Below are 25,019 nucleotides of genomic sequence, written 5' to 3' on the forward strand. Positions count from 1 at the left end.
TGCGCGTCAACGGTAGCCACGCCACCGCATATGCGGCCACTGAATTTTCCGCGAGAAGAAACCCTCCAAAGCCTGGATTTATTCGCACGACTGCCGATACGGGAGCCCTGGCAGATGGTCCTGCCACACCTCGGAACTCAACCTCGGCGTCGCGGCGTCGCAGATGCGCGCAATGCTGTGCTGTGGATCCAGATCCCAGAACCGGACTCCGCCCGAGCCTGCCCCGACCAGGTACTCCCCGCCTGGGTAAAATGCGGCGATCCAGAAGGTCGATGATGCGGCCGCCGTGACAGGGTGCTTGATCGGCTCGGGTTTGCGGGGGTTCGTAAAGTCCCACAGCTGAATCCCGTCGAGTCCACCCGATGCCAGCAGGCGGCCGTCGGGGCTGAAGGACATCGAGCCGATCAAGGCGGTGTGACCGATCAGTGGAGCGTCGATTGCGACCGGTTCGCTCGGATTCTGGATGTCCCACACGCGTACTCGCAGATCATCACCAGAAGTCACCAGAGTGCGTCCGTCCGGCGTGAATGCGAGGGTAATCCCCGACTGTGCCTGTCCGGCCGCGATGTGCCCAAGCCTGTTCGGGGCGGCCGGGTTCGCGATATCCCACATGGTGACCGATTCCTGCATGCGCGCCACGGCCAATCGACGACCGTCCGGGCTGAACCGTACATCGAAGGGGTAATCGTGGGCAGTGGATATCGGCTCGCCCACTGCCCTCGGACGCCCCGGATCAGATACATCCCAGACTCGAATGACATCGTTGGGTGTTGTTCCAGACGCCCAGGTGAGCCCCGCCGTCACGAGCAGCCGCGAATCCGGACTGAACCCGACGGCACTGAGTTGCCCTGTCTCGGCTGGCAATTCGGTTAGCACGCGCATGGCGGTGGGATCGGAAATATCAATCAGCACGCCGAGGTACCGCTCACCACCGACCACCAACAGACGGCCGTCCGAAGTCATCGCCATATTGGTGGCACTCGAGAGCGGCAGCTCGAGCCTGCCGAGACGGCGCGGCGTTTCCGGGTCGCTGATCTGCCACACCTCGACCGCGCCGTCGCCCGAACGGACCACCATCCTCGTCCCGCTCGCATCGATGATCGGTTCGTATGCGCGGGTCAGGCCGATCCGTGGCATCGACCACACCCGAACTGCACCGTCTTGTCCGCCGGTAACCACCGTCTGTCCGTCGAGGGCGAAGCATATTGCGGTCACCGACCCTTTGGTGCCCGCCAGCCGTCCTTCTACCGTTACCGGGTGATCCGAGTCGGCGATATTCCATGCGGTGGCCGTTCCGCGATCGGATACTGCGACTACCGTCCGACCATCCAGGCTGAAGGCGATCGGCGTACCCACCGAGGGCGGGCCGATTTTCAGAGGCTGCCCGATCGCCCGTGGTGCCACCGGATCACGAACATCCCAAAGATGGATAGCTTCTCGACCCGCGACCGCGACCACCGCTCCGTCTGGACTGATTGCGGCCGACACAGCGTCCGGAGTGAACGCGGACTCGCGACTTGACGCGGCCGACAGGGCATCACTCGTCAGTCTGACGGACACGGCAGCGGAACGCGGATCCGGAATACGCCACAGAAGGGTCTCTCCGTTCAGACCAACCGTAACCGCGGTTCGCAGATCCGGGCCGACCGTCGCAAAGGTCGGCGGATCCGACGAAAGTGTTGGGATCGGCGTGCCGATCGGCGTGGGGCGGGTGGGATCACCTATGTCCCAGAACATGATCGGTAGGTCCTTGCTCGCGGTCACCAACGTCTTGCCATCCGCGCCGAAGACCAGCACGTTGGGATAACCACCGGGCAGCGGCGTTCCGATCATGGTGGGATGCTCCGGATCGCGCACATCCCACAGCCGCACCGTTTTGTCGCCAGATGCCGAGGCGAGCATCGAGCCGTCCGGGCTGAACGCCACGGCGTAGACCGAGCCGGTGCTCCCGGTCAGTGGTCGACCGACTCCCCTCGGGTGGAGACGATCGGAAATGTCCCATAGCCGAACGGTTTTGTCGGCGCCGCCCGAGGCGATGAACCGCCCGTCCGGCCGAACGGCCAGCGCATGGACGAACCCTTCGTGGCCCGGCAACATACTCGCCAGTGCCATGTTCTGCGTATTCAGCAGGCGTGCACGCACTTCGGGATCACCGGGTCGAAGCTTGTCGGCCGCCAGCACCAGTTGCGCCGACAGCGACGGATCGGTTGTCTCCAGCCGGTCCGATTCGGCGAGCACGGCCGCGAAGACCGCATTGTCCCGTTGGGTTTTCGCGGTACCACTCTGCACGAAGGCCACACCTGCCAACACCAGCGCGATCACCCCGAGCAGCGCCAGGGCCGCCATTCTCGCCGACGATCGCCGCTGCGTTCGTCGCCGCCCCGCCGCCGACGCGGCGAGGAATTCCTCGGCCACCGCGCCGATGGCACCCATATCCGCATGCTCCTGCATGGTGATCAAGCGCGCACCGCGGTAGAGCAGGGCGGGGTCGCGCCCCTGGGTCGCCCAATCCGACGCATCCGCCTGCAGCCGTTGGCGTTCCAGATACCCGACGCGGTCCTCATCGATCCAGGTGCGCAAGCGGGGCCAGGCGTCCAGGACGATTTCGTGGGTGAGGTAGGCGGATTCGGCGTCGAGGGTGATCAATCGGGTGCGGGCCAGGACCTCCAAGGCGGTGTCGGCGGCGTCGACGGTCTGTTGGATGAGTTCGGTGCGGGTGACTTTGCGGCGGGTGTCGCGGGAGTCGTCGCCGACGGCGACCAGGCCGAGCAGAACCTGTTTGCCGATGCTCTGTTGGAAGTCGGTCAGTTCGCCCCAGGCCTTTTCGGCGGTCGCGGCGACCGAGCCGATCACACCACCCGCAGCTCGGTAGCCGTCGATGGTTAGGCGGGTGCCGTCGCGGCGTTGCCATACGGCCGCCATCACATGCGATACCAGGGGCAGTGCGCCGGGGTCATAAGCTCGGCGGTCGCCGCCGAGTCCGCACAGCTCGCTGATGACGAGCTCTTCGAGCCCCGATTCCAGTTTGTAGCCTGCCAGTTCGGCGGGGCGGTTGATGGCTTCGGCGAGTTCGTCCAGGCGCATCGGGCCCAGGAGGTAGCTGCGGTGTTTGAGGGCGTCCTCCAGGACGGGGATGTCGAGGCAGCGGGCGTAGAAGTCGGCGCGGACGGCGATGACGACTGCGGTCGGTTCGCGTTCACCGCGGATGGCGAGGTGTTCGAGGGTGGCGAGGAAGTGCGCGCGCTCGTCTTCGTTGCGGCACAGCGTGAACAGTTCCTCGAGCTGGTCGATGATCAGGAGTCGACGCTTGCCCGCACCCCATGCCGCCAGCGCCACGGCGATGGATTCCGCAGCGCCGCCGGTCTTCTCGGATCTGGCTTCGCGGCTGAGCCCAGCTGCGGATCCAGCGCTGTCTTCCAGCGCCGCACCGCTGCGGTCCGCAGGCTCCGTCGAGAGAGATTCGGGTTCGGCGGGCTTCCTGTCGGATCCGGCGCAGACGGCGGCCAGCAATGCCTCGTCCGCAGGCCTGGTTACGTCCGTCGAAAGAGATCCGGGTTCAACGGGCTTCGTATCGAATTCCGCTCGGACAGCAGCCAGCAACGCCTCGACAGGCGCGCTGCCCGGAGTCATCGACGCGACCGCCCATTCCTCGACCGGATCCGCCAGCGCCGGAAGCAGCCCCGCGGCGAGCAGCGAGGATTTGCCAGCACCGGAGGCACCGACCAGCATCACAATGCCGCCGTGTCCCTCGGGACCGACTGTGGTGCAGACCAATTCGGCAAGTTCGGCGGTCGGCCTGCTCCTGCCGAAGAACAACTCGGTGTCGTCACGGCCGTAGGAGGTCAGCCCGAGATACGGGCATTCGGTCGCATCGGCGGCTGGATCCCACGCATTCGACGCGGCCCACAACCGTTGCCACTCTTGCACATCCAACAGTGCGGGCGGCACCGGCGCACTCGACTTGCGCGCCTCCTCGATCAACGTGAGCAGCACGGGCAGCAAGGATTCGAACCGTGCCGGCACATTGCGTCCGGCCTTCCAGTCGCTGATGCGCTGAACCGATGCGCCGCCTTTCTGCCCGGGCGCCCGTGCCGCGCGCATTCGCGCCTGCGCCGCTGCCGCCACCCGACGCAATGTGGGATTGCCCGCGGACTCGAAGAGCGCGGCGAACTGTTGCGAGAAAGTGGTTCGCGGCGAGGGTCGCAGCCGCGGTTCCCGGTGACCCGAATCCATCTGTCCTCCTGCACGTTCCGATGGCGGGAGCGACACCCCCCGGCGTGCAACGAGATTAGGACGGGCCAGCGCACACAGGCACCGACTCTATGCGAACATGCAGCTAGCAGGCTGAAAAGAGCGTCCGGACCGGAACTTTCGAAGGGGCCGCCGCGCTCAGGCCGTCTTCAGCTGCGGCTCGGGCGGCGGCGCGGCCGTTCGGCGGGCCACCCGCCCGAACCCCCAGAACACCAACTCCACCAACCAGAACAGCAGCAGGAATACCGTCACCACGGTCACCGGGATCGCGAGGAAGACCAACGACGGGATGGCGATGACCACGACCAGTGCGATATCGCCGAGGTTCGCGCCACGCAGCCGACTGCCCAAACGCACTGCGGCCCACATCATGTAGCGGCGCGGTATCGAGACGCGAAACTCGCGCAGGCAGCGCCGGAAGATGCCGTCGGCGTCGGCCACACTCACCGCATTCGAACTGCGCAGGTAGTCGTGCAGGATGGCGGCTCGGGTGTAGATGCCGTAACGGGGCACCAACCAGACCAGCGCCCTCGGCACCGATGCGAAGTCGGTGCGGAAGCCGGCGGGGATGACGAATTCCGCTGTCGCACCGTGATAGACGAGCGGTTCGACCACTCGCCAGAACTGTGCGTCGAGCTCCTCGACGACTGGCCCGCTACCGACGAACGCCACGATCCGTTCCTCTCTGAACGCACAGCGTATCCCATAATTCTAGGGTGTTCCGATACGGCTGTGCCGTCGCGCGGGCAACGGTTCGGACAATAGTTCAGCGAGTGCGCCCCGAACCGGCCTCGCCGGGCGGTCCGAAGCCGTTGTAGGGCACACCGTAGGGCACCTGCCCACCGTTCGCAGCGCGGCCATCGGGCCCGGCGCCGTCGACCGACTCGAATGTGCTTGTCGCGAAAGAGGATCGCCGTCGATTGCCGAACGGCCCGCGGGATCCGGTGCCGAGATCCTCCGACGGGCTCAGGGCCGCAAGGAACAGCACGGTCAGCGAGGCGAGCAGCGGCTGCACGATCAATGCCACCCAGCTGCCGACCTCCACCGGCAACTGCACGATCTGCCCGACCGGCGGGTCGTACGGCATCGGATGCTGCCACCGCACGATCTGCTCGCCGACCTTCGACATGACATAGGCGCCCGCCACCGCGCCGATCAGCAGACCGATTTGCAGCAGCGGCCCGCGCGCGTGACGCCAGCGCCACGCGCCGACCGCGGTGAGCACCCCGAGCACCGCGCCGATGCATACGAAGATCGCCAGTGCATCGAACTGGTGCACGCTCTCCCCGGTCAGGGTCGCGCCCTTGGCCGGTACCGCACCGGCGCGCCCTTTGACCACCAGAAACTGCTGGGTGGGCACCACAAAGGCCCACACCACACCGCCCAGCGCACTGAGCACCAACACGCCGACCGCGATCAGCGCCGCGGCCCGCAGCTCGCGGCGCACACCGAGCCGCCACGCCGATCTGGGCGGCGCCATCTGGATACCGCCGTATTCGGCCACCACTAGCGGTGTTCCAGATTCTTGGAGTCCAGGACACCGTGCCGCGAGCACTTCGCCCACCAGCCATCGGGGCTGACCTGCACGATCATCCGACGGCCGCACTGCTCACAGAAGCGCGGCGGTTCCAGACCGAGCACCGCCGCGGCGGGGACCGGATCATCGAGCCCCGGCACAATGCGTTTGCCGGTGAACGGGTTATAGCGCTCGTCCATATCCATGACAGTACTCACGGCGCCAGCCTCTTTCGTGATGCTTGCGTACTCAGTGTTTCGGCCGCGGATCAGAGCGTTTCGTTGAGGGCCTTGATCGGCATCTTGAGCTCGCCGAGCAAGTCCAGATCGGCTTCGGCGGGCCGACCGAGGGTGGTCAGGTAGTTGCCGACGATGACGGCATTGATGCCGCCGAGAATGCCCTGCTTGGCGCCGAGGTCGCCGAGGGTGATCTCGCGGCCGCCCGCGAAGCGCAGCATGGTGCGCGGCAGTGCGAGCCGGAACGCGGCGACGGCGCGCAGTGCGTCGGCGGCGGGCAGCACCTCGAGGTCGCCGAAGGGGGTACCGGGGCGCGGGTTGAGGAAGTTCAACGGCACCTCGTCCGGTTCGAGCTCGGCCAGATCGGCCGCGAATTCCGCACGCTGCTCCAGGGTTTCGCCCATGCCGAGGATGCCGCCGCAGCAGACCTCCATGCCCGCCTCGCGGACCATGCGCAGGGTGTCCCAGCGCTCCTCCCAGGTGTGCGTGGTGACGACATTCGGGAAGTGCGAACGGGAGGTCTCCAGGTTGTGGTTGTAGCGGTGCACGCCCATGGCGGCCAGCTGGTCGACCTGCTCCTGGGTGAGCATGCCGAGTGAACACGCGACCTGAATGTCGACCTCATTGCGGATGGCCTCGACACCGGCGGCGACCTGCGCCATCAGCCGCTCATCCGGACCGCGCACCGCGGCGACGATGCAGAATTCGGTGGCGCCGGTCTTGGCGGTCTGCTTGGCGGCCTCGACCAGGCTTGGGATATCGAGCCAGGCGGCGCGCACCGGCGACTGGAACAGGCCCGACTGCGAGCAGAAGTGGCAGTCCTCGGGGCAGCCGCCGGTCTTCAGGCTGATGATGCCCTCGACCTCGACCTCGGGACCGCACCACTTCATGCGCACCTCGTGCGCCAGGGCCAGCAGCTCCTCTAGCCGGTCGTCGCCGAGCCGCAAGACCTCGAGGGTCTGCTCCTGGGTCAGGCCTTCGCCGCGCTCGAGCACCTGCTCGCGGGCGGTCGCCAGAATATCGGTGTGGACGGGTGCCTGGGTCACTGCACGAATCCCTTCGTCCGGCCGAGGTGGCCGTGCAACTTGAACGGTGTTCAGGCTAGGGTAGCGGTAACAGTGAGTCAAAACACGCGCGGCATGAGCGACGGGCCTGCAGGCGGGAACGCCGCAATCGAATACAGCGGAGGAGAACCTCGTGCAACTGCACCGGGCGGACGTGGTCGACGGCGCCATCGCCATTCTCGACCAGTACGGTCTCGCCGACCTGACCATGCGCCGGCTCGCCGGGTCACTCCAGGTCCAGCCGGGCGCGCTGTACTGGCACTTCCCCAATAAACAGGCGCTGCTGGGCGCGGTCGCCGACCGGATACTGGCGCCGATGGAGGATCCCATCGAGGCCGAGGATTGGTCCGGCCAGATCACCGAATTGGCGCATCGGCTGCGCAGCTGTCTGCTCGCATATCGCGACGGGGCCGAATTGGTCTCGGCGACATACGCCTCCCGACTCACCACGAGCAAGGGCCGGGAACGACTCGTGGTGGCCGCGATCCGCGCCGGAATGCCGCGGTCGGAGGCAGAACTCGCGGCGTACACGCTGCTGTACTACGTGCTCGGGCAGACGGTGGACGAACAGTCCAGGATGCAGATGGATTCGGCCGGGGCGCTGACCGAGGACGCCTCACCGCTCAACGACACCCCGGACGCGACCGCACGATTCGACTTCGGGTTACAGCTGTTCGTCGGCGGTGTGCGTCATCTGCTCGGCTCCCGCGTGCGCTGAGTCCGGTACGTCCGGCGTTCGGCGCATAAGCCCGTCCGGATTTTGCCCGGCGTCGGCCGCACAGACCTGTGCCCCCTCATATCAGGTGTGCAGCTGAGATGAGGGGTGCGCAGTGTCGCCTCTGCGGCCCGTTCGGGGGCGACCGGTCCGGACTCAGACGGATGCCGCCGTCACCTCGAGATCAGAAGTCGCAACGCTCGCCCGACGCCCGGGCAGCGCGAGTGCCACCACCGAACCCAGGAGGGCAAGTGCCGCACCGACTTCGATCGCCGGACCGAATCCGGCGGTGAACTCCTCCACCGAGCCGTAGCCACCCGATCCGGCGAAAACCGCTACCGCGACGGCGATTCCGAAGACTCCGCCGAGTTCACGCATCATGCTGTTGGCACCGGCGGCCTTGCCGAGCATCGCGTGTTCCACCGCGCCGACCACCGAACTCTGCGCCGACGGCAGCACCATCGAGGTGCCGACACCGGAGACGATGAACGGAATCACGAAGGAGCCGTAGGCCATTGCTGGATCGGCGACCATCGCGATCCAGAACATGCCGCCCGCCATCAATCCCAGGCCGGTCACCATCAGCGGCCGCTCCCCGATCCGGTCGGCCAGCGCACCGGCGAGCGGGGCACAGAAGAACAGCGTGAGAGTCCATGGCAGCAGCCGCAATCCGGCGCCGAGCGGGCCGTAGTGCAGCACCGTCTGCAGGAACTGTGCATAGAAGAACACCGCGCTGAACAGGGCGGCGAAGGTCAGAAAGATCGCGGTATTGCCCGCAGCGAAGCCGCGATTCATGAACAGCCGCATCGGAAACATCGGCTCGCGCGCCCGTGCCTCCCAGACCGCGAAGGCGATCAGCAGGGCGATCCCGCCGATCAACGCGATCAACACCTCCGAACCCGACCAGCTCGCGATATTGCCGCGCACCAGGCCCCACACCACACCGAACGCACCACCGGTGACCAGCGCCAATCCGATGCCGTCCAGCGCATTGTCGGGGCCGAAGCCCTCCGGAACCCGAGTCGCCACCAGCGGAATCGCGACCAGCCCGATCGGCACGTTCAGCCAGAAGATCCACTGCCAGGACAACCCCTCCGCGACGGCACCGCCGACCAGCGGACCGCAGGCGACCGCAAGGCCGGTTATGCCCTGCAGCAGACCCATCGCCATGCCCCGCCGCTCCGGTGGAAACGCCGCGCTGACCAGGGCCAGCGCCAGACTCATGAGCAATGCCGCGCCGACGCCCTGCGCCACCCGCGCGGCGATCAGGGTCGTGACGGAGGTCGATACCGCGCATGCGGCCGAGGCGACGACGAAAATGCCGAGCCCGACCGTGAACATCCGCTTGCGTCCGAAGCGGTCGCCGAGCACGGCCGCGGTCATCAGGAGGACGGCGAAGCTGAGGTTGTATCCGTTGACGGTCCATTCGAGCGTCTCGAGCGACGCCCCCAGGTCGTGGCGAATGGTGCTGAGCGCCGTGCTGACGACCAGGGTGTCCAATGCCGCCATCAGCGAGGCGACCGCGCCGAGTGCGAGCACCCAGCGCTGGGTCACCGCCGAAACAATCGGTGTGCTCACGATGGTCCTTCCTATGGGGTTTCGGCAGGTCCGGTGGTTTCGAACCCGCACAGATACCGACCGGCCCCGGACCGAAACTCATCGACTGCCCTGATTTCGCCGCGGACCGATGAATTCCGGGCGGTTCGGCGGTCGGTAATCGCAGGGACATGTTTCGGGCACCCGGAAGGACAGCAGATGACCGACAGCGACGAATTCGCGGCCCGCACGACGCCGTATCGGCGCGAATTGCTCGCCCACTGCTATCGGATGCTCGGTTCGGTCGACGACGCCGAGGATCTGGTGCAGGAGACGATGTTGCGGGCCTGGCGCGCCTACGGCGACTTCGAAGGACGTGCTTCGATGCGGACCTGGCTCTACCGGATCGCTACGAACGCCTGCCTCAACGCACTCGAGCACAGCAGTCGACGTGTGCTACCCGCCGGATTGTCCGGCCCGACGGCCGATCCGACACAGGGCGTGCGCTTCGCCCCCGAAATCCCCTGGCTGCAGCCGATGCCGGATGTGCTCATCGCACCCGAGGCGTCGGATCCGGCCGCCATTGTCGCGGCCCGTGACGATATGCGGCTGGCGCTCATCGCCGCGTGGCAGTATCTGCCGCCGCGCCAGCGCGCGGTGCTGATTCTGCGGGATGTGCTGCACTGGAAGGCCGCCGAGGTCGCGGACCTGATCGGGACCAGTGTGGCGGCGGTCAACAGCATGCTGCAACGCGCCCACGCCACCCTCGATGCACTGGGGCCGGATACGCCGGTGGTAGAGCCCGACGATCCCGAAATCCGTGCGCTACTGGACCGCTACGCCGCGGCGTTCGAGGCCGCCGATATGGATACGCTCATCACGCTGTTGCGTTCGGATGTGGTCTGGGAGATGCCGCCGATGTCCGAGTGGTTCCGTGGCGACACCACGATCGTCGAACTGATCGCAGCGAAGTGCCCATATGCGCCGGGCGAGGCCCAGATGGTGCCGATCGCGGCGAACGGTCAGCCCGGATTCGCGTTCTATCTGCATGGTCATGCGCAGTCAGTGCAAGTGCTCACGGTCACACTGGAAGGGATCTCGCACGTCGTCTCCTACCACGACGCCGCGCTGTTCGAGGCATTCGGCCTGCCGACGTCCCTGATCGAGACCGCGCCGCGCGAGCCGGTCCTGCCATGACCGATGACCTGCTCGAGCGGGCGGTCGCCTATCTGCTGGCGGTCCTGCCCGCTATCGGCCCGGATCTGTCGGCACCCACGCCGTGCCGGGGCTGGAATACGCGCATGCTGCTCGCGCACGTGGACGAGTCGATCGCCGCATTGCGCGAAGGTCTGGCAGGCGGGCAGGTTCGGCTGACACCCGGCGCGCCGACGCCGAATTGTGCCGGGAGCCTGCATATTCGCAGTCGTGCCGAGGCCCTGCTCGACGACTGGGCGAACGAGCATCCGGAATCGGTTGTGGTTTACGGCAGGCCGGTATCGGCCCGGGTCCTCGGCACGGTCGGCGCTCTCGAACTGACGATCCACGCATGGGATCTGACCGCCACCGACCAGTCCGCCGCGCCGATTCCGGATCCCCTCGCCCGCGAATTGCTCAGCGTGGCACCAAAACTGGTTCCGGTCGCGGACCGCTGGCCGCTCTTCGCTCCCCCGATCGAACCACCGACCGCCGCGCCGACCGACCGCCTACTCGCCTATTTGGGCCGCATCCGACCACGGCACTGACATTGCGACCGCTCATCGCCACCCCAGCCCCAGCAGTGCGGAACCTCGCACACTCAGCGAGCGCAGCACACAAGGTGCGACCTATCCGCCGCGCTCGCTAGGTATGCACCAGGCGCAGATCACGATCCGACGTCAGCTGATATCGGGCGACTGAGTGCGGGTGCTCAGGCCACCTCCCGATTGTGGTCGAGCGCCGAGCGGCGGGCGGCCAGTTCGTCCTTCGGCTTCGGCCACGAACTTCCACTGCGCAGGGGCGTGGATTCTCGACGATCTGTGGCTGCGCGATCTGCCCGAACGCGTTCGGCGACCACAGTTCGCCGCGATGGACGATCGGGCAGCGGGGCCATCGAATATCGCGCCGACCGACGGCTCGCAGCTCGACGGCAGTCCGGCTCGGCGACCGCCGCGCTCACTGGGTGAGGGCCGGTCGGCGGGCGAACCGACTCTCGGGGCGCGAGAGGCCGAAGTGGTCGCGCAGGGTGGTGCCGGTGTATTCGGTCCGGAACAGTCCGCGCTCTTGCAGAATCGGCACCACGGTTTCGGCGAAGACCTCCAGCCCGCCCGGATAGTACGGCGGCATCACGTTGAAACCGTCGGCGGCGCCACTGCGGAACCATTCCTCGATCGTGTCGGCGACCTGCTCCGGAGTACCGGCGAAGACCCGATGCCCACGCGCACCGGCAAGGCGGTGCAGCAGCCCGCGCACGGTGGGCCGTTCCCGCTGCACAATCCCGGCCACCACCTGCCGACGGCTGCGGTCGTTGTCGGTGACATCGCCCGCATCGCTGAATAATTCGAGCGGTACCGGCTCATCCAGCGGCAGGTGCCCCAGCCGCTGACCCGCGATGCCCTCCAACTGCTTCAGACCGTACTCGGGCACGGTGAGCTCGTTGAACTCCTGCTCGAGTCGCTTGGCCGCCGTCTCGGTATCGCCGATGAACGGGCTGATACCCGGCAGGATCTTGACCTGGTCGGCGTCGCGGCCGAATTCGGCCGCCTTGGCCTTGATATCGGCGTAGAACGCCTGCGCGTCCTCGAGCCGCTGATGCGCGGTGAAGATGGCCTCTGCGTACTTGCCCGCGAATGCCCGGCCGTCATTGGACGCACCCGCCTGCACGAGCACCGGATGCCCCTGTGGGGTGCGCGGCGCATTGAACGGCCCACGCACACTGAGGTATTCGCCGACGAAGTCGATCGGGTGGATTTTGTCCGGATCGGCGTAGACGCCCGCCTGCTGGTCGAGCACGATCGCATCGTCTTCCCAGCTGTCCCACAGCGCGACGACCGCGTCGACGAACTCTCTGGCCCGTGCGTACCGGGTCGGGTGATCGGGATGTTTGTCGAGCCCGAAATTGGCCGCGGCGAGGTCGGTTCCGGTGGTGACGATATTCCAGCCCGCCCGGCCGCCGGAGATGTGATCCAGTGTGGAGAACAGCCTGGCCAGGTTGTAGGGCTCGTAGTAGGTGGTGGACGCGGTGGCGATCAGGCCGAGATGGGTTGTGGCCGTGGCGATCGCGGTGAGCAGCGTGATCGGTTCCAGGCCCGAAGCCGCGTTGTGCTCGACATTGGTACGCAGCGCGGGCCCGTCGGCGAAGAACACCGCGTCGAGTTTGGCGGCCTCGGCGGTGCGGCCGATCTCCTGGTAGTAGGCGACATCGTAGATCCGGTCGGGTCGGCTCTGCGGATGCCGCCAGGCCGCCTCATGGTGTCCGGAGGGGTAGATGAACGCATTGAGGCTGAGTTGGCGGGTCATGAGGCCTTCTTCTCATCGGGTAGGGCGGCGACATCGACGCCGAGGCTGGCCAGCAGCAGTTCGCGCAGGCGGTTGAAGTCCGGATCGATATGGCGGCGTGGACGTTCCAGGTCGATGCGCTGATCGACGGCGATGCACCCTTCGTCGAGGACGAGCACGCGGTCGGCGAGCAGCACCGCCTCGTCGACATCGTGGGTCACCAGCAGGACGGCAGGCTTATGTCGAGCACACAGATCCTGTAGCAGCACATGCATTTTGATGCGGGTCAGTGCGTCCAGCGCGCCGAAGGGTTCGTCGGCCAGCAGCAGCTCCGGCTCCCGGACCAGCGAGCGCGCCAGTGCAACGCGCTGCTGCTCACCGCCGGAAAGCTCCTTGGGCCAGGCCCTTTCCCGCCCCGCCAGGCCGACCTCGGCCAGTGCGGTGCGGCCACGCTCGGCGGCGTCGGCACCCTTCAACCCGAGAGTCACGTTGTCCAGTACCCGGTGCCACGGCAGCAGTCGCGAATCCTGGAACACCACGGCACGTTCCGTGGGTACCCGCAGCTCCCCGGAGCCCCGCACGTCACGATCCAGCTCGGCCAGCGCGCGCAACAGGGTGCTCTTGCCGGAACCGCTGCGCCCGAGCAGGGCGACGAATTCACCGCGCGCGATATCGAGGTCGATGCCGTGCAGCACCACCCGATCGCCGAAACCCCGGCGCAGCGCACGGGTTCGGACCACGCTCAGTCCGCGATCGTCTGCCGCCATGACAGCGCCCTCCGTTCCGTCGCCCGCACGGCGATATCGCCGAACAGTCCGAGCAGGCCATAGATCACCAGGCCGACGACGATGACATCGATCTGGCCGTAGGTGCGCGCCTGCGTCATCAGATAGCCGATGCCGCTGGTGGCGTTGACCTGTTCGACCACGACCAGCGCCAGCCAGGAAATGGTGACCGCCAGCCGCAGCCCGGTGAAGAATCCGGGCAATGAACCGGGCAGCGCGATCCGGCGGATAAAGCTCCAGCGCGAAAGCCCCACCGTCGCGGCCAATTCCACATATCTGCTGTCGACGCCGCGCAGTTGCGCGTGGGTATTGATGTAGATCGGAATCGCGACACTGGTCGTAATGACGATGAGCTTCATCTCCTCGCCGATGCCGAACCACACGATGAACAGCGGAATCAGCGCCAGCGTCGGAATCGAGCGTTTGATCTGAATCGGGCCGTCCAGCAGGGCTTCCCCGATCCGGCTCAGCCCGGCGATCAAAGCCAGCACCACACCGATCACGACACCGAGTCCGAGACCCCAGGCGGCCCGCTTCAGGGAGGTGAGCAGATTCGATTGCAGTCTGCCGTCGGCCAGGAGATCACGTGCGGTCTCGGCGACCGTCCACGGTGCGGGCAGCGTCTGCTCATCCAGTGCGCCCGTGGCGGATCCGAGCACCCACGCCGCGATCAGCAGCACGGGTCCGATGGCGATGCCGAACGGGATCGGGCGGCCGGGACCGAGCCGGGGTCGGGTCGGCCTGCGCCGGGCCAGCACCGGTTCGGGCGTGGTGGGTGAATTTCGACCGATCCGGCCGAGTACGCCGACTTCCAAGGTGACCATTGCTATTTCGCCTTCGGTTCGAACGACGCGCCGCTTTCCGCGACGGCCTGGGTGATGACGGCGTCGAAGCGCAGATCGAAACCGTCTGCGGCGCGCACCTTCTTGGGCAGCTCACCCGCCTGGTCGATGGCGTCGATGGTGCCCTGCTGGCGATCGACGAGTTGCTGGTCCAGATGCGGGAAGGTGTAGGTGCCCAGCGAGTCGACAATGCGCTTGGCATCGTCGGCACTTACCTTCTGGCTCTCGATGTAATACTTGCGCGCCCACTCGTCCTGGTGGGTATTGGCCCACTGGAAGGCCCGCACGTAGGCGGCGGCCAGCGCCCTGGTGGCAGCCGCCTTGGCCGGATCCGTGACGGTGGCGCGACGCGCGTACAGGTAGGCGAGGCCGCCGTAGATGCCGGTGGTCTCCGAATCCGGAATCAGTGACGCGCCCTGGGTCCGCAACAGCCGGGTGACATTCGGTTCGATCAGCGGGGCAATATCGACCTGGCCGGTGCGCACCGCGTCCAGGAACTCGGCGAGCTGCAGCCGAACCAGTTGCACATCACTGGGTTTCAGCCCCGCCCTGGCCAACGCTCGCAGTACGGCGGCCTGCTGTGCGGTGCCCTCGGCATAGGCGATCTTCTTACCCTTCAGATCGGCCAGGGTGGTGACGGTCTTGCCCGGCGCGACCGCGAGTTTCAGTGCGCTGGCGCTGGTTTGCGAAGCCGCGACGATCGGCACGTCCTGCCCGGCGACCAGCGCGTGAATTGGCGGGACATCGCCCACGGTCGCGACATCGGCGGCACCCGCCCGGAAGGCCTCCAGAATCGCCGGACCGCCGACGAAGTTGGCGAACTCCACCTTGAACGGCAGCTTGTCGAGCTCACCGGAGAACTGGAGCACCGCCTTCAACCGCTCGGCTTGGTCGCCGACAACGAGTTTGGTGCCCGCGGGGATTTCGGTGGGCAACGGTGCGTTGGCATTGCCGACCGGCTTGTCGTCGCTCGCGCAGCCGGTGAGTCCCAGACTCGCAACGGCCGCCACGGCGAGCAAACTGGCGGTTGTGCGGCCGAGCAGGCCGGTCAGGAGCGTACGTGGTCGAGGCATGCTGGCATTGAAGCAAGACAAAACCGGCGCGAATACGGTTTGTCTTAGCCTGATTCCAACTCCGGAATCGGGTATCAGGGTGGCGAAGCCGACGAGACCGATTCCCGCACCCGCTGCTGGTACCGCTCGATGAACGGCAGGATCTGCTGGTCGATGATCTGGTTGTAGGCCTCGGGCCGCTGCATCGGATTGGCGTGCCCAGTATTTCGCGGCATGACGACCAGCAGCGAGCCGTCCACGCCGCCGACTCGCTCGATGAGCACCTGATGGGAGTATTCGACATCGACCACCCGGTCGTTATCCGGATCCCGGGGACGGATGAACACGATGGCCGGACGTGGTTTGCCAGTGGCGGGATGCGATAGCGCGCGCAGGTCGTTGATCGCACCGCCCGCCACGATCGCCAGGAACTGTGTCTCGATCAGACCGTTGCTGGCCACATCGCGGGAAAAGACCTTCTCGCGCAACACTTCCTCGACCACGTCGCGCAGCGGCTCGAGCCGTACGCCGGGCAATCCGCTGCGCCCGCGATCGACGAATCGGTCGCGCCGCGCATAGGTTTCGACGGCCAGCCGCAACGTGCGGCTCTCGCGTGCACCGGGGAGCCAGCCCATCCAGCGCACCATATCCTCGCCAGCGCCGCGGCTCTCCAGGCGCACCGCGTTCAGATCCACCGGCGTGCAATCCAGGAGCACCCCCACCAGCCGCCGGTCGCTGCCGAGATGGATATGCCGGGCGACCTCGAGTGCGATGACCCCGCCCATGCTGTGCCCGACCAGCACGATGTTCTTCAGGCCCGACATCTGCGCGGCGCGGATGATCAGCTCGGCGATCACCTTGGTATCAATGCCTTGATTGTCGTATTTGATCGCCCAGACCACGCCCATCTCGCTGAGCGCGGGCAGCGCGGCCGCGGTATTGCTGGCATTCAGACCACCGAGACCGACCATATCGACGACGACGGTGTCCCAATCGCGCTCGTGCGCGGGCGTGGCGATCGGCAGCACCGCGGGTTCGGTGCGCGCGAGCCGATCGCGTTCCGGGGTCACGTCGTACTCCCAGTACTGGGCGAATACGGTCAGCCCAGCGAGCAACACCACGGCGACCCGCAGCAGCGCCTGCCTGGTCCGGCGCAACGTCTGCCATCCGTGCCCGAGACGAGTCTCCCGGAGCCGGGCTTTCCGTCGCGCGCCGTCCCAGTCCGAGACGGTGGACGGGTGCCGATCGTCCAACGGCGACATCTTCCCCAGGGTAGGTACGGTTCGCCGGTACTGCCAGACAACTCAGCGGATCCGGCGCGTCCTGGAGCGGACCCCGATCGGATCGAACGGTGGAATCCGGTGCCCACCTCCATCATTGAGCCGCGCCGATGAGGCGGTGCGCTGGCTCGATCAGCGCGTCAGGGCAGTTCGCCGGTCTCGGCGAGTGCGGCGAGCTTGCCCAGTCCGATGCGCCAGCCCTGCCAGCGCACCACCGCGTCGGCATCGAGCAGCAGCCGATAGACGGTCGCCCGCGGCGCCTTCACATGCCGTCCGATCCGAGTGGAAGCCACGGAGCAACGATACTCGAGCCATCCGATCCGATCGGTCCCAACGCTCAGCCGAGCGGGGACCACCCCGGAGTGAACCAACCGGGAGCGGCCGCGACGAAGCGATCGCGATCCCAGCCGCCCGCACCCGCTGGCACCGAACCGACCACGTCGACACCGGTAACCCGGGGCAGATCCGTGCGATTGCATTCGGCGGCCAGATCCGGGTCGGCGGGCCAGGAGCCGATCACCAGACCCGCACAGCGGACTCCAGCCGAAGACAGTGCGCGCGTGGTCAATTCGCTGTGGTTGAGGGTGCCGAGTCCGGCCGCGGCAACGAGCAGCACGGGCGCGTCGAGCTTCTGCGCCAGGTCGAGCAGCGTGAACTCGCCCAAACGGACCAGCAGTCCGCCGGCGCCCTCCACCAATGTCAGGTCGGCATCGGCGAGCGAGTCGATGGCGGCGGCGGTTTCGCCCAATGTCAGCTGCGGCTGCCCGCAGCGGCGCGCGGCGGTATCCGGTGCCAGCGGTTCGGGATAGCGAGCCAGCTCAATAGTTCGCGTAGCCCCGGTCAGACGTTCGATTTCGGCGAGATCGCCGGGTTCCCCCGGGCCAACTCCGGTTTGGGCCGGTTTGCACACGGCCACGGTCCGACCGTCGGCCAGGGCGGCCGCGGCAAGTGCGGCGGTCACCACGGTCTTGCCGACCTCCGTCGACGTCCCGGTAACAAAGAGCACGCTCATGCCTGCGCCTCGCTGGCGCTCGGCTCCGGCATGCGCGTCGCGCACTGTGACACGATTCGCTCGCTCATGCGCCCACCACCTCCAGTCCACGCGCTCGCGCCAGTACCTCGGTGAGAACCGTTGCGATGGTGTCGATTTCAATAGAAGTCAAATTCGCCCGCGCGGTCAGCCGCAATCGCGACGTACCCTCGGGCACCGAAGGCGGACGAAAGCATCCGACATCCAGCCCACGCTCGCGACAGGCCTGCGCGGCGTCGAATGCGACCTGCGCCTCCCCCAGCACGACCGAGACAACCGCCGAATCCGGTTCCGCCACACCGGCAATGCGCGCGATCTCGGCGGCCCGCTCCAGCACCCGCCCCGCCATCTCGGGTTCGCGACGCAACAATCGCAGCGCCGCCCGCGCCGCGCCGACCGCGGCCGGTGCGAGCCCGGTATCGAAGATGAACGTGCGCGCCGCATCGATCAAATGCGCACGCACGCGCGCGCTGGCCAGGACCACACCACCTTGCGCGGCAAGGGCTTTCGACAGAGTCGCGGTGATCACCAGATCCGGCTCCCCGGCCAGACCGACCTCGTGCACCAGCCCGCGTCCCCCCGTGCCACGCACGCCGAGCCCATGCGCCTCATCCACGATCAACACCGCACCGTTGGCCCTGGTGACCCGGTGCAATTCGGCCAGCGGAGCCAGATCACCGTCGGCACTGAATACCGAATCGGTGAGTACCAGCGCCCGCTCCTCAGTGCGCTCACCGAGCAGCCGCTCGACCGCAGCAATATCGCAGTGCGGGGCAATCGCCACCCGCGACCGCGAGAGTCGGCAGGCGTCCACCAGCGAGGCATGGCTGCCCGCATCGGAGACGACCAGCGCACCCCGTCCGGCGAGCGCGGTCACCACGCCGAGATTGGCCGCGTAACCGGAAGCGAAGACCAAACCGGCTTCGGCGCCGACGAATTCGGCGAGTTCGGTCTCGAGCTGTTCGTGTTCGGCGGTGGTCCCGGTGACGAGCCGGGACCCGGTCGATCCGGCACCCCAGCGTCGCACGGCATCGATCGCGCCCTCGATTACCTCGGCGTGGCGCACCAGCCCGAGGTAATCGTTGGAGGCCAGGTCGATCGACGGCGACTGTGGTGTGCGGGGCCGCAGCTCGCGACGCAACCCAGCGCTCACGCGCTCGGCGGCGCGTTCATCCAACCAGCCCAACGGATCGGTAGTCACAGCTCCGCAGCATACTTGAACACCGTTCAGGCCGCCTGCCCAGGGGCCGACGCGGTACTGTGGGCCATCGTTGAAGGGTCGCCACCGTCCAACGACGGCGCGGCCAGCGGGAGCAGGGCCGAATGCCACGGTGGACGATAGAAGTCGAACAGACAACGGGTTCCGGAGATCTCGAGCGCTGGTCGCCGCGCGTCCTCGCGGAGGTGGTCGGCACCCGCGAACAAGCCATGGCCGAAATGACCGCACTCATCCCGGGCTTCACCCCACCGCATCCGAAGCGCCCCGGCCGCCGCGCCGTGCTCCGCGACGGCCATACCTACCTGCTGATCGCCAGCGGCTGGGCCGACGACATCTGGCAGGTCGTCTCCGCTACCGACCACCCCGAGATCGCCGAAACCGACGCAACACCGGCCAGCGGCGATCAGGCCTGGGCGGCGACGACCATTGCGGCGGCGATGCGCTCGACGTCCTCGGTCGTGCTGATGAACGGGGGCATGGTGTAGATCAGATCGCGGAAGGGGCGCAACCACACTCCGGCCTCGACGGCCGCGTGGGTGGCCTTGCGCATATCCACCGGATGGTCGAGCTGGACGACACCGATCGCGCCGAGCACCCGCACATCCACCACACCGGGCAGCGAAAGAGCCGGAGCCAGACCGGTCTTCAACTCCGATTCGATCCGGGTCACCGCACCGCGCCAATCCCGTTGCAGCAGTAGTTCGATCGAGGCCACCGCGACGGCGCAGGCCAGCGGGTTGCCCATGAAGGTCGGCCCGTGCATCAGCCCGCCGTGTCCGGCGCTGATGGTTTCGGCGATGCGGGTGGTGCACAGTGCGGCAGCCAAGGTCAGATAGCCGCCGGTGAGCGCCTTGCCGACGCACATCACATCCGGGCTCACCCCGACGTGATCGGCCGCGAAAAGCGTTCCGGTGCGGCCGAATCCGGTCGCGATCTCGTCGAAGGCCAGCAGCACGTCATATTCATCGCACAGGCGCCGCAGATCGGTCAGATACCGCGGATCGTGCCAGCGCATGCCGCCCGCGCCCTGCACGACCGGTTCCACTATTACGGCGGCGATTTCGTCCGCATGCGCGGCCAACAGTCGCTCGAGTCCGGCCACATATTCCGCCGAGTATTCGCGCGGCGGCACCGGGGCGAAGATCTGCTCGGCGAGCACATCGGTCCACAGCGAATGCATACCGCCCTGCGGATCGCACACGCTCATCGGCGTGAAGGTGTCACCGTGGTACCCGCCGCGCCAGGTGAGCAGCCGGCGCTTGTCCGGCCGCCCCGCCGCGCGCCAGTACTGCAGGCACATCTTCACCGCGACCTCGACCGATACCGATCCGGAGTCACACAGGAACACCTTGTCCAGGCCGGCCGGCGTCAGCTCGACGAGCAGTTCGGACAGCCGGGCCGCCGGTTCATGGGTCAGCCCGCCGAACATCACATGACTCATCCGCTGCGACTGCGCCACCAGCGCGGCATCCAGCACCGGGTGCCGATAGCCGTGGATGGCGGCCCACCAGGAGCTCATCCCGTCGACCAATTCCCGGCCATCGGCCAGTGTGAGCCGGGTGCCGCGAGCACCAGAAACCACCAGCGGTTCGGTTGTCGCGGGGAAGCCGCCGTAGGGATGCCAGACATGCTCGGCATCGATGGCGGTGATCTGTTCCGGGGTCAGGGGGATGGCAGCCGGCGGAGCCGGCGGGGTGGGCGGGGTGGGTGAACTCGGTGCCACAGCAATCCTCGGGGTCGCGCGACGGCCCCGGCCTCCCCGAGGCGCGCTTGAACGGTGTTCAAGTTACCACCCGAGCAGCGTGCGCACGATCCCGCATCGGCGAATTCCGCACCGACCTACCGGCGCGGCGTATCCTTTGACTCAGTCAAAGATTGGGGAGCCGCCGTGACCACCGTTGCCGCCACCGATATCGACGCCGTCCGCGAATTCAACCGCCGCTACACCCGAGTCATCGGCGTGTTGCGCGAGGGCCTGCTCGATAGCGAATACTCACTGACCGAAGTGCGAATCATGTTCGAACTGGCCAACTCCGGCTCCACCGAGGTAGTCACGCTGCGCCGCACGCTCGACCTCGATCCCGGATATCTGAGCCGCATTCTGACCCGCTTCGAGAAGGACGGACTGGTCCAGCGCAACCGCAGCGAGAGCGATGCGCGACGCCAGGAGGTCCGGCTGACCGCGCGCGGACAGGAGATTTTCGCGGTACTCAACCAGCGCTCGAACAGCGAGGTCGGCCATCTGCTCGATGCGCACGCACCGGCCGAGCGCGCCCGGCTGGTCACCTCCATGCGCACCATCCAGCGCATTCTCGACGGCCTGGGACCGCGTGAGTTGGCGATCCGGGCCCCGCGCCCCGGCGACTACGGCTGGGTGATCCAGCGCAATGCCGCGCTCTACGCGGCCGAATACGGGTGGGACACCAGTTATGAAGCGCTCGTGGCCCGCATCGTCGCCGACTATCTGGACGCACACGACACCCGTCGCGAGCGCGCCTGGATCGCCGAATACGACGGTGAACCGGTGGGCTGCGTGTTCTGCGTGGCAGAGAACGAAACAACGGCCCGGCTGCGGCTGCTGCTGGTGGAGCCGAGCGCCCGCGGGCTCGGGGTCGGCTCGACACTGGTCGAGCAGTGTCTGCGATTCGCCACCGAAGTGGGCTACCGCGAGATGGTGCTGTGGACCAATGACGTTCTGACCTCGGCGCGGCACATCTATCAACGCGCGGGTTTCGAACTGGTGGAATCGAATCCGCACCACAGCTTCGGCCACGATCTGGTGGGCCAGACCTGGCGACTGACCTTGCCGACGCGAGAGTGACCGCTAGTCGGCCAGCGCCTCGGGCACCCGCCCCAACCACTGCCGCAGCTCAGCCGACCCACGCTCCCCCAGACTCGTCGCGAGCCTGTGCTCGATCCGGCGGATCTGCTCCGCCGCAATGCCGAGCGCCGCGCGCCCCTCGCCGGTCAGCACCACGAGCCGCGCCCGCCGATCGCTCGGATCGACCGTCCGCTCCACATATCCGCACCGCTCCATATGTGCGACCAACTCCCCCATCGACTGCTGAGTCATCCCGGCCTCCTGCGCCAATTCACTGATGCGTGAACCTTCCGGAGCCAGATACCGGAACACCGCGTAGTGCGCGGGGCGTAGATCGTCGCGCAGCGCGGCCCGCAATTCCCGGTTCAGTTCCCGTTCGAAGGCGTGCGTCGCCTGACCGAGCAGCTTCAGCAATGTGGTGTGCGGATCAACCATTGACATATTATGAAGGTTACCTTTATATCTGAAAATATGGGAGAAACGCTCACCTTTCGCAACGGACACCGCATCACCTTCATCGCACAAGATGAAGACGAACACGGCCCATACCTGCGCCTGGAACATCAACTGCCCGAGGCGGACCGGCAGGCGGGCCCGCACTGGCACCCCGAACTCAGCGAATCATGGACCGTGCGCCGCGGTCGACTGCGCTTCCGGATCGACGGCACGGAAACCGTTGTCGGCCCGGGTGACTCGCTCACCGCGCCCCCGCGCGTGGTACACGAATTCTGGAGCGAGGCGCCCGGTACGGTCTTCGATCACGAGATCCGCCCGCCGCTACGGCACTGGGAGATGTTCCAGCTGTGGCACGCACTGGACGCCGCGGGCAAGACCACCGTCCGGTCCCGAATGCCACGCAACCCGTTGGCCCTGGCATTGCTGTGGGATTACCAGGACGGCTATATCGCGGGCATCCCGGTTGGACCGCAGCGCGCGATACTCGGCGGACTCGCCCGGCTGGCCACCCGAATCGGCTACCGGCGGCGCTACTTGGCAACCGGCCCCGACCTGGACTGACTCGCCCGGCCGCAACCACCCATACGGAGTGCGCTCCGGCTGACGCTAGTGTCGTTGACATGGCTCAGCCCGACGCAGCGACCGGTGAGGTGACACCCCTCGGTGTCTGGCCCGGCACGGCCTACCCCCTCGGCGCGACCTACGACGGCGCCGGAACCAATTTCTCGGTGTTCTCCGAGGTTGCCGACGCGGTCGAACTGTGCCTGATCGCCAGGGACGGCACCGAAACCCGGGTGCCGCTGGAAGAGGTCGACACCTACGTCTGGCACGCGTATCTCCCGACCATCGGACCGGGGCAGCGCTACGGCTTCCGAGTGCACGGACCCTACGATCCCGAGCACGGATTGCGCTGCGATCCAAGCAAATTGCTGCTCGATCCGTACGGCAAGGCCTTCGACGGCGAATTCGACAATGACTCCTCGCTCTACACCTACGGCCAGGATTCGCTGGGGCACACCATGACCGGTGTGGTGATCAACCCGTTCTTCGACTGGGGCGCCGACCGCCCGCCGAATCGCCCCTACCACGAGACGGTCATCTACGAGGCGCATGTCAAGGGCATGACCATGACGCATCCGGATATTCCGGAGGAACTGCGCGGCACTTACGCCGGTATCGCACACCCGGCGATCGTGGAACACCTGAAGGGCCTCGGCATTACCGCGATCGAACTGATGCCCGTGCACCAATTCCTGCACGACCGCGTCCTTTTGGATCAGGGACTGCGAAACTACTGGGGCTACAACAGTTTCGGCTACCTGGCCCCACACAACGAATACGCCGCCAGCCCGCGCGGCGGTGCCGCGGTCACCGAATTCAAGGCCATGGTGCGAGCCCTGCACGCGGAGGGCATCGAGGTGATCCTCGACGTCGTCTACAACCACACCGGCGAGGGCAATCACCTCGGGCCGACCCTGGCCTTCCGCGGTATCGACAACGCCGCCTACTATCGCCTGATCGATGACGACCCGTCGCACTACATGGATTACACCGGCACCGGCAACAGCCTCAACGTGCGCCACCCGCATACGCTGCAGCTGATCATGGACTCGCTGCGCTATTGGATCCTGGATATGCACGTCGACGGCTTCCGGTTCGATCTGGCCGCCACCTTGGCCAGGGAACTGCACGATGTGGACCGCCTGTCGACGTTCTTCGATCTGGTGCAGCAGGATCCGGTGGTCAGCCAGGTGAAGCTGATCGCGGAGCCGTGGGATGTCGGCGAGGGCGGCTACCAGGTCGGCAATTTCCCGGGCCAGTGGACCGAGTGGAACGGCAAGTACCGCGACACCGTTCGCGACTACTGGCGCGGCGAACCGGCCACCCTCGGCGAATTCGCCTCCCGCCTCACCGGATCCTCGGATCTGTACGAGGCCACCGGCCGTCGCCCGAGTGCCAGCATCAACTTCATTACCGCGCACGACGGTTTCACGCTGCGGGACCTGGTGTCCTACAACGAGAAACACAATGCGGCCAATGGCGAGGGCAATCGCGATGGCGAGAGCTACAACCGCTCGTGGAACTGTGGGGTGGAGGGACCGACCGACGATCCGGAGATTCTCGCGTTGCGCGCCGGGCAGAGTCGCAATCTGCTCGCGACGCTGGTACTCAGTCAGGGCACCCCGATGCTCGCGCACGGTGACGAGATGGGCCGCACGCAGCAGGGCAATAACAATGTCTACTGCCAGGACTCGCCGCTGGCCTGGATGGATTGGTCACTGATGCGGACGAATTCGGATCTGCTCGAGTTCACCAAGCGGGTGATCGCATTGCGTACAACGCATCCCGTGTTCCGTCGCCGCCGCTTCCTGGCGGGCAGGCCGATCCGCGCCAAAGACCACGCCCGCGATATCGCCTGGCTCACCCCGGCCGGTGAGGAGATGACGCCCGCGGACTGGGACAGCGGATTCGGCAAATCGCTGATGGTGTATCTCAACGGCCTCGGCATCAATGAGCCGGGCCCGCGCGGCGAGCGCATCACCGACGATTCCTTTCTGCTGTGCTTCAACGCGCACCACACCGGCCTCGACTTCGGACTCCCCGGCCCCGATTACGGCGCCGAATGGTCTGTCGCACTGAATTGTTCGGTGCCAGACGGCCGCGCCGAGGCCACCTATCCGGCGGCGAGTGTCATTGCCGTCCCCGCTCGTTGTCTGCTCGTCCTCCACTGCCCCGCATAAC

At 66.8% G+C, this 25,019-nt stretch carries 23 protein-coding genes; 7 read left to right on the forward strand and 16 right to left on the reverse strand.

The features are described from left to right. Positions 1-78 precede the first annotated feature (78 nt). From ACWEO2_RS37620 to bioB, 5 genes are all read right to left on the reverse strand, one after another. Positions 79-4,233, reverse strand: a complete 4,155-nt coding sequence (locus ACWEO2_RS37620) for an nSTAND1 domain-containing NTPase (RefSeq protein ID WP_452409724.1) — start codon at positions 4,231-4,233, stop codon at positions 79-81. A gap of 156 nt (positions 4,234-4,389) precedes the next feature. After that, on the reverse strand, positions 4,390-4,923 hold the full coding sequence (locus ACWEO2_RS37625; protein ID WP_452409725.1) for a DUF1353 domain-containing protein: 534 nt from the start codon (positions 4,921-4,923) through the stop codon (positions 4,390-4,392). Positions 4,924-5,017: 94 nt separating this feature from the next. Further along, a complete protein-coding gene (locus tag ACWEO2_RS37630) occupies positions 5,018-5,755 on the reverse strand; it encodes a DUF2567 domain-containing protein (RefSeq protein WP_452409726.1) in 738 nt (245 codons plus the stop codon). A gap of 2 nt (positions 5,756-5,757) precedes the next feature. Beyond that, positions 5,758-5,973, reverse strand: a complete 216-nt coding sequence (bsaP, locus tag ACWEO2_RS37635) for a biotin synthase auxiliary protein BsaP (protein ID WP_354957084.1) — start codon at positions 5,971-5,973, stop codon at positions 5,758-5,760. 62 nt (positions 5,974-6,035) lie between these two features. Next, complete coding sequence (gene bioB / locus ACWEO2_RS37640; RefSeq protein WP_355188387.1) at positions 6,036-7,049, reverse strand: biotin synthase BioB; 1,014 nt, start codon at positions 7,047-7,049, stop codon at positions 6,036-6,038. Between the two features lie 151 nt (positions 7,050-7,200). On the opposite strand from bioB, the gene ACWEO2_RS37645 reads away from it, so the two are divergent. Further along, the gene (locus ACWEO2_RS37645; RefSeq protein ID WP_452409727.1) at positions 7,201-7,785 is read left to right on the forward strand and encodes a TetR/AcrR family transcriptional regulator C-terminal domain-containing protein; all 585 of its coding nucleotides are present in this window, start codon (positions 7,201-7,203) and stop codon (positions 7,783-7,785) included. Positions 7,786-7,938: 153 nt separating this feature from the next. Here the strand turns inward: ACWEO2_RS37645 and ACWEO2_RS37650 are convergent, their stop codons facing one another. After that, on the reverse strand, positions 7,939-9,360 hold the full coding sequence (locus ACWEO2_RS37650) for a DHA2 family efflux MFS transporter permease subunit (protein WP_452409728.1): 1,422 nt from the start codon (positions 9,358-9,360) through the stop codon (positions 7,939-7,941). Between the two features lie 177 nt (positions 9,361-9,537). On the opposite strand from ACWEO2_RS37650, the gene ACWEO2_RS37655 reads away from it, so the two are divergent. Beyond that, on the forward strand, positions 9,538-10,515 hold the full coding sequence (locus ACWEO2_RS37655; protein ID WP_452409729.1) for a sigma-70 family RNA polymerase sigma factor: 978 nt from the start codon (positions 9,538-9,540) through the stop codon (positions 10,513-10,515). Further along, positions 10,512-11,060 carry a maleylpyruvate isomerase family mycothiol-dependent enzyme gene (locus ACWEO2_RS37660; RefSeq protein WP_452409730.1) on the forward strand — a complete coding sequence of 183 codons (549 nt, stop codon included), beginning with the start codon at positions 10,512-10,514 and terminating at the stop codon, positions 11,058-11,060. Before ACWEO2_RS37655 ends, ACWEO2_RS37660 begins: the two co-directional genes overlap by 4 nt. A gap of 409 nt (positions 11,061-11,469) precedes the next feature. On the opposite strand, the gene ACWEO2_RS37665 is transcribed toward ACWEO2_RS37660, so the two are convergent. The 8 genes from ACWEO2_RS37665 to ACWEO2_RS37700 form a co-directional block, all read right to left on the reverse strand. Next, on the reverse strand, positions 11,470-12,813 hold the full coding sequence (locus tag ACWEO2_RS37665) for an LLM class flavin-dependent oxidoreductase (RefSeq protein WP_452409731.1): 1,344 nt from the start codon (positions 12,811-12,813) through the stop codon (positions 11,470-11,472). Next, a complete protein-coding gene (locus ACWEO2_RS37670; protein ID WP_452409732.1) occupies positions 12,810-13,559 on the reverse strand; it encodes an ABC transporter ATP-binding protein in 750 nt (249 codons plus the stop codon). The genes ACWEO2_RS37665 and ACWEO2_RS37670 overlap by 4 nt, the downstream gene beginning before the upstream one ends. Continuing rightward, a complete protein-coding gene (locus ACWEO2_RS37675) occupies positions 13,535-14,401 on the reverse strand; it encodes an ABC transporter permease (RefSeq protein ID WP_452409733.1) in 867 nt (288 codons plus the stop codon). Before ACWEO2_RS37675 ends, ACWEO2_RS37670 begins: the two co-directional genes overlap by 25 nt. Positions 14,402-14,403: 2 nt before the next feature. Continuing rightward, positions 14,404-15,492 carry an ABC transporter substrate-binding protein gene (locus ACWEO2_RS37680; RefSeq protein WP_452409734.1) on the reverse strand — a complete coding sequence of 363 codons (1,089 nt, stop codon included), beginning with the start codon at positions 15,490-15,492 and terminating at the stop codon, positions 14,404-14,406. A gap of 74 nt (positions 15,493-15,566) precedes the next feature. Further along, a complete protein-coding gene (locus ACWEO2_RS37685) occupies positions 15,567-16,733 on the reverse strand; it encodes an alpha/beta fold hydrolase (protein WP_452409735.1) in 1,167 nt (388 codons plus the stop codon). 158 nt (positions 16,734-16,891) lie between these two features. Then, entirely contained in the window at positions 16,892-17,044 is a 153-nt protein-coding gene (locus ACWEO2_RS37690) for a hypothetical protein (protein WP_452409736.1), read from the reverse strand. Positions 17,045-17,088: 44 nt separating this feature from the next. Beyond that, positions 17,089-17,763, reverse strand: a complete 675-nt coding sequence (bioD, locus tag ACWEO2_RS37695) for a dethiobiotin synthase (protein ID WP_452409737.1) — start codon at positions 17,761-17,763, stop codon at positions 17,089-17,091. Between the two features lie 64 nt (positions 17,764-17,827). Continuing rightward, positions 17,828-18,982: an 8-amino-7-oxononanoate synthase gene (locus tag ACWEO2_RS37700; protein ID WP_452409738.1), complete on the reverse strand. Its 1,155-nt coding sequence runs from the start codon at positions 18,980-18,982 to the stop codon at positions 17,828-17,830. Between the two features lie 122 nt (positions 18,983-19,104). Between ACWEO2_RS37700 and ACWEO2_RS37705 the strand changes: the two genes are divergently transcribed. Then, positions 19,105-19,485: a hypothetical protein gene (locus tag ACWEO2_RS37705; protein ID WP_452409739.1), complete on the forward strand. Its 381-nt coding sequence runs from the start codon at positions 19,105-19,107 to the stop codon at positions 19,483-19,485. Here the strand turns inward: ACWEO2_RS37705 and ACWEO2_RS37710 are convergent. Then, positions 19,404-20,672, reverse strand: coding sequence for an adenosylmethionine--8-amino-7-oxononanoate transaminase (locus tag ACWEO2_RS37710; protein WP_452409762.1), 1,269 nt, complete (start codon positions 20,670-20,672; stop codon positions 19,404-19,406). The genes ACWEO2_RS37705 and ACWEO2_RS37710 overlap by 82 nt on opposite strands. A gap of 216 nt (positions 20,673-20,888) precedes the next feature. Between ACWEO2_RS37710 and ACWEO2_RS37715 the strand changes: the two genes are divergently transcribed. Next, the gene (locus ACWEO2_RS37715) at positions 20,889-21,821 is read left to right on the forward strand and encodes a bifunctional helix-turn-helix transcriptional regulator/GNAT family N-acetyltransferase (protein WP_452409740.1); all 933 of its coding nucleotides are present in this window, start codon (positions 20,889-20,891) and stop codon (positions 21,819-21,821) included. A 3-nt stretch (positions 21,822-21,824) separates the two neighbouring features. On the opposite strand, the gene ACWEO2_RS37720 is transcribed toward ACWEO2_RS37715, so the two are convergent. Further along, a complete protein-coding gene (locus ACWEO2_RS37720; RefSeq protein ID WP_452409741.1) occupies positions 21,825-22,256 on the reverse strand; it encodes a MarR family winged helix-turn-helix transcriptional regulator in 432 nt (143 codons plus the stop codon). Between the two features lie 36 nt (positions 22,257-22,292). Here ACWEO2_RS37720 and ACWEO2_RS37725 point away from each other — a divergent pair, with 36 nt between their 5' ends. Together ACWEO2_RS37725 and glgX are read left to right on the forward strand one after the other, a co-directional pair. Further along, the gene (locus tag ACWEO2_RS37725) at positions 22,293-22,838 is read left to right on the forward strand and encodes a cupin domain-containing protein (RefSeq protein ID WP_452409742.1); all 546 of its coding nucleotides are present in this window, start codon (positions 22,293-22,295) and stop codon (positions 22,836-22,838) included. Between the two features lie 59 nt (positions 22,839-22,897). Then, positions 22,898-25,018 carry a glycogen debranching protein GlgX gene (glgX, locus tag ACWEO2_RS37730; protein WP_452409743.1) on the forward strand — a complete coding sequence of 707 codons (2,121 nt, stop codon included), beginning with the start codon at positions 22,898-22,900 and terminating at the stop codon, positions 25,016-25,018. The last annotated feature ends 1 nt before the right edge of the window (position 25,019 follow it).

The organism is Nocardia sp. NPDC004278, from assembly GCF_053602975.1.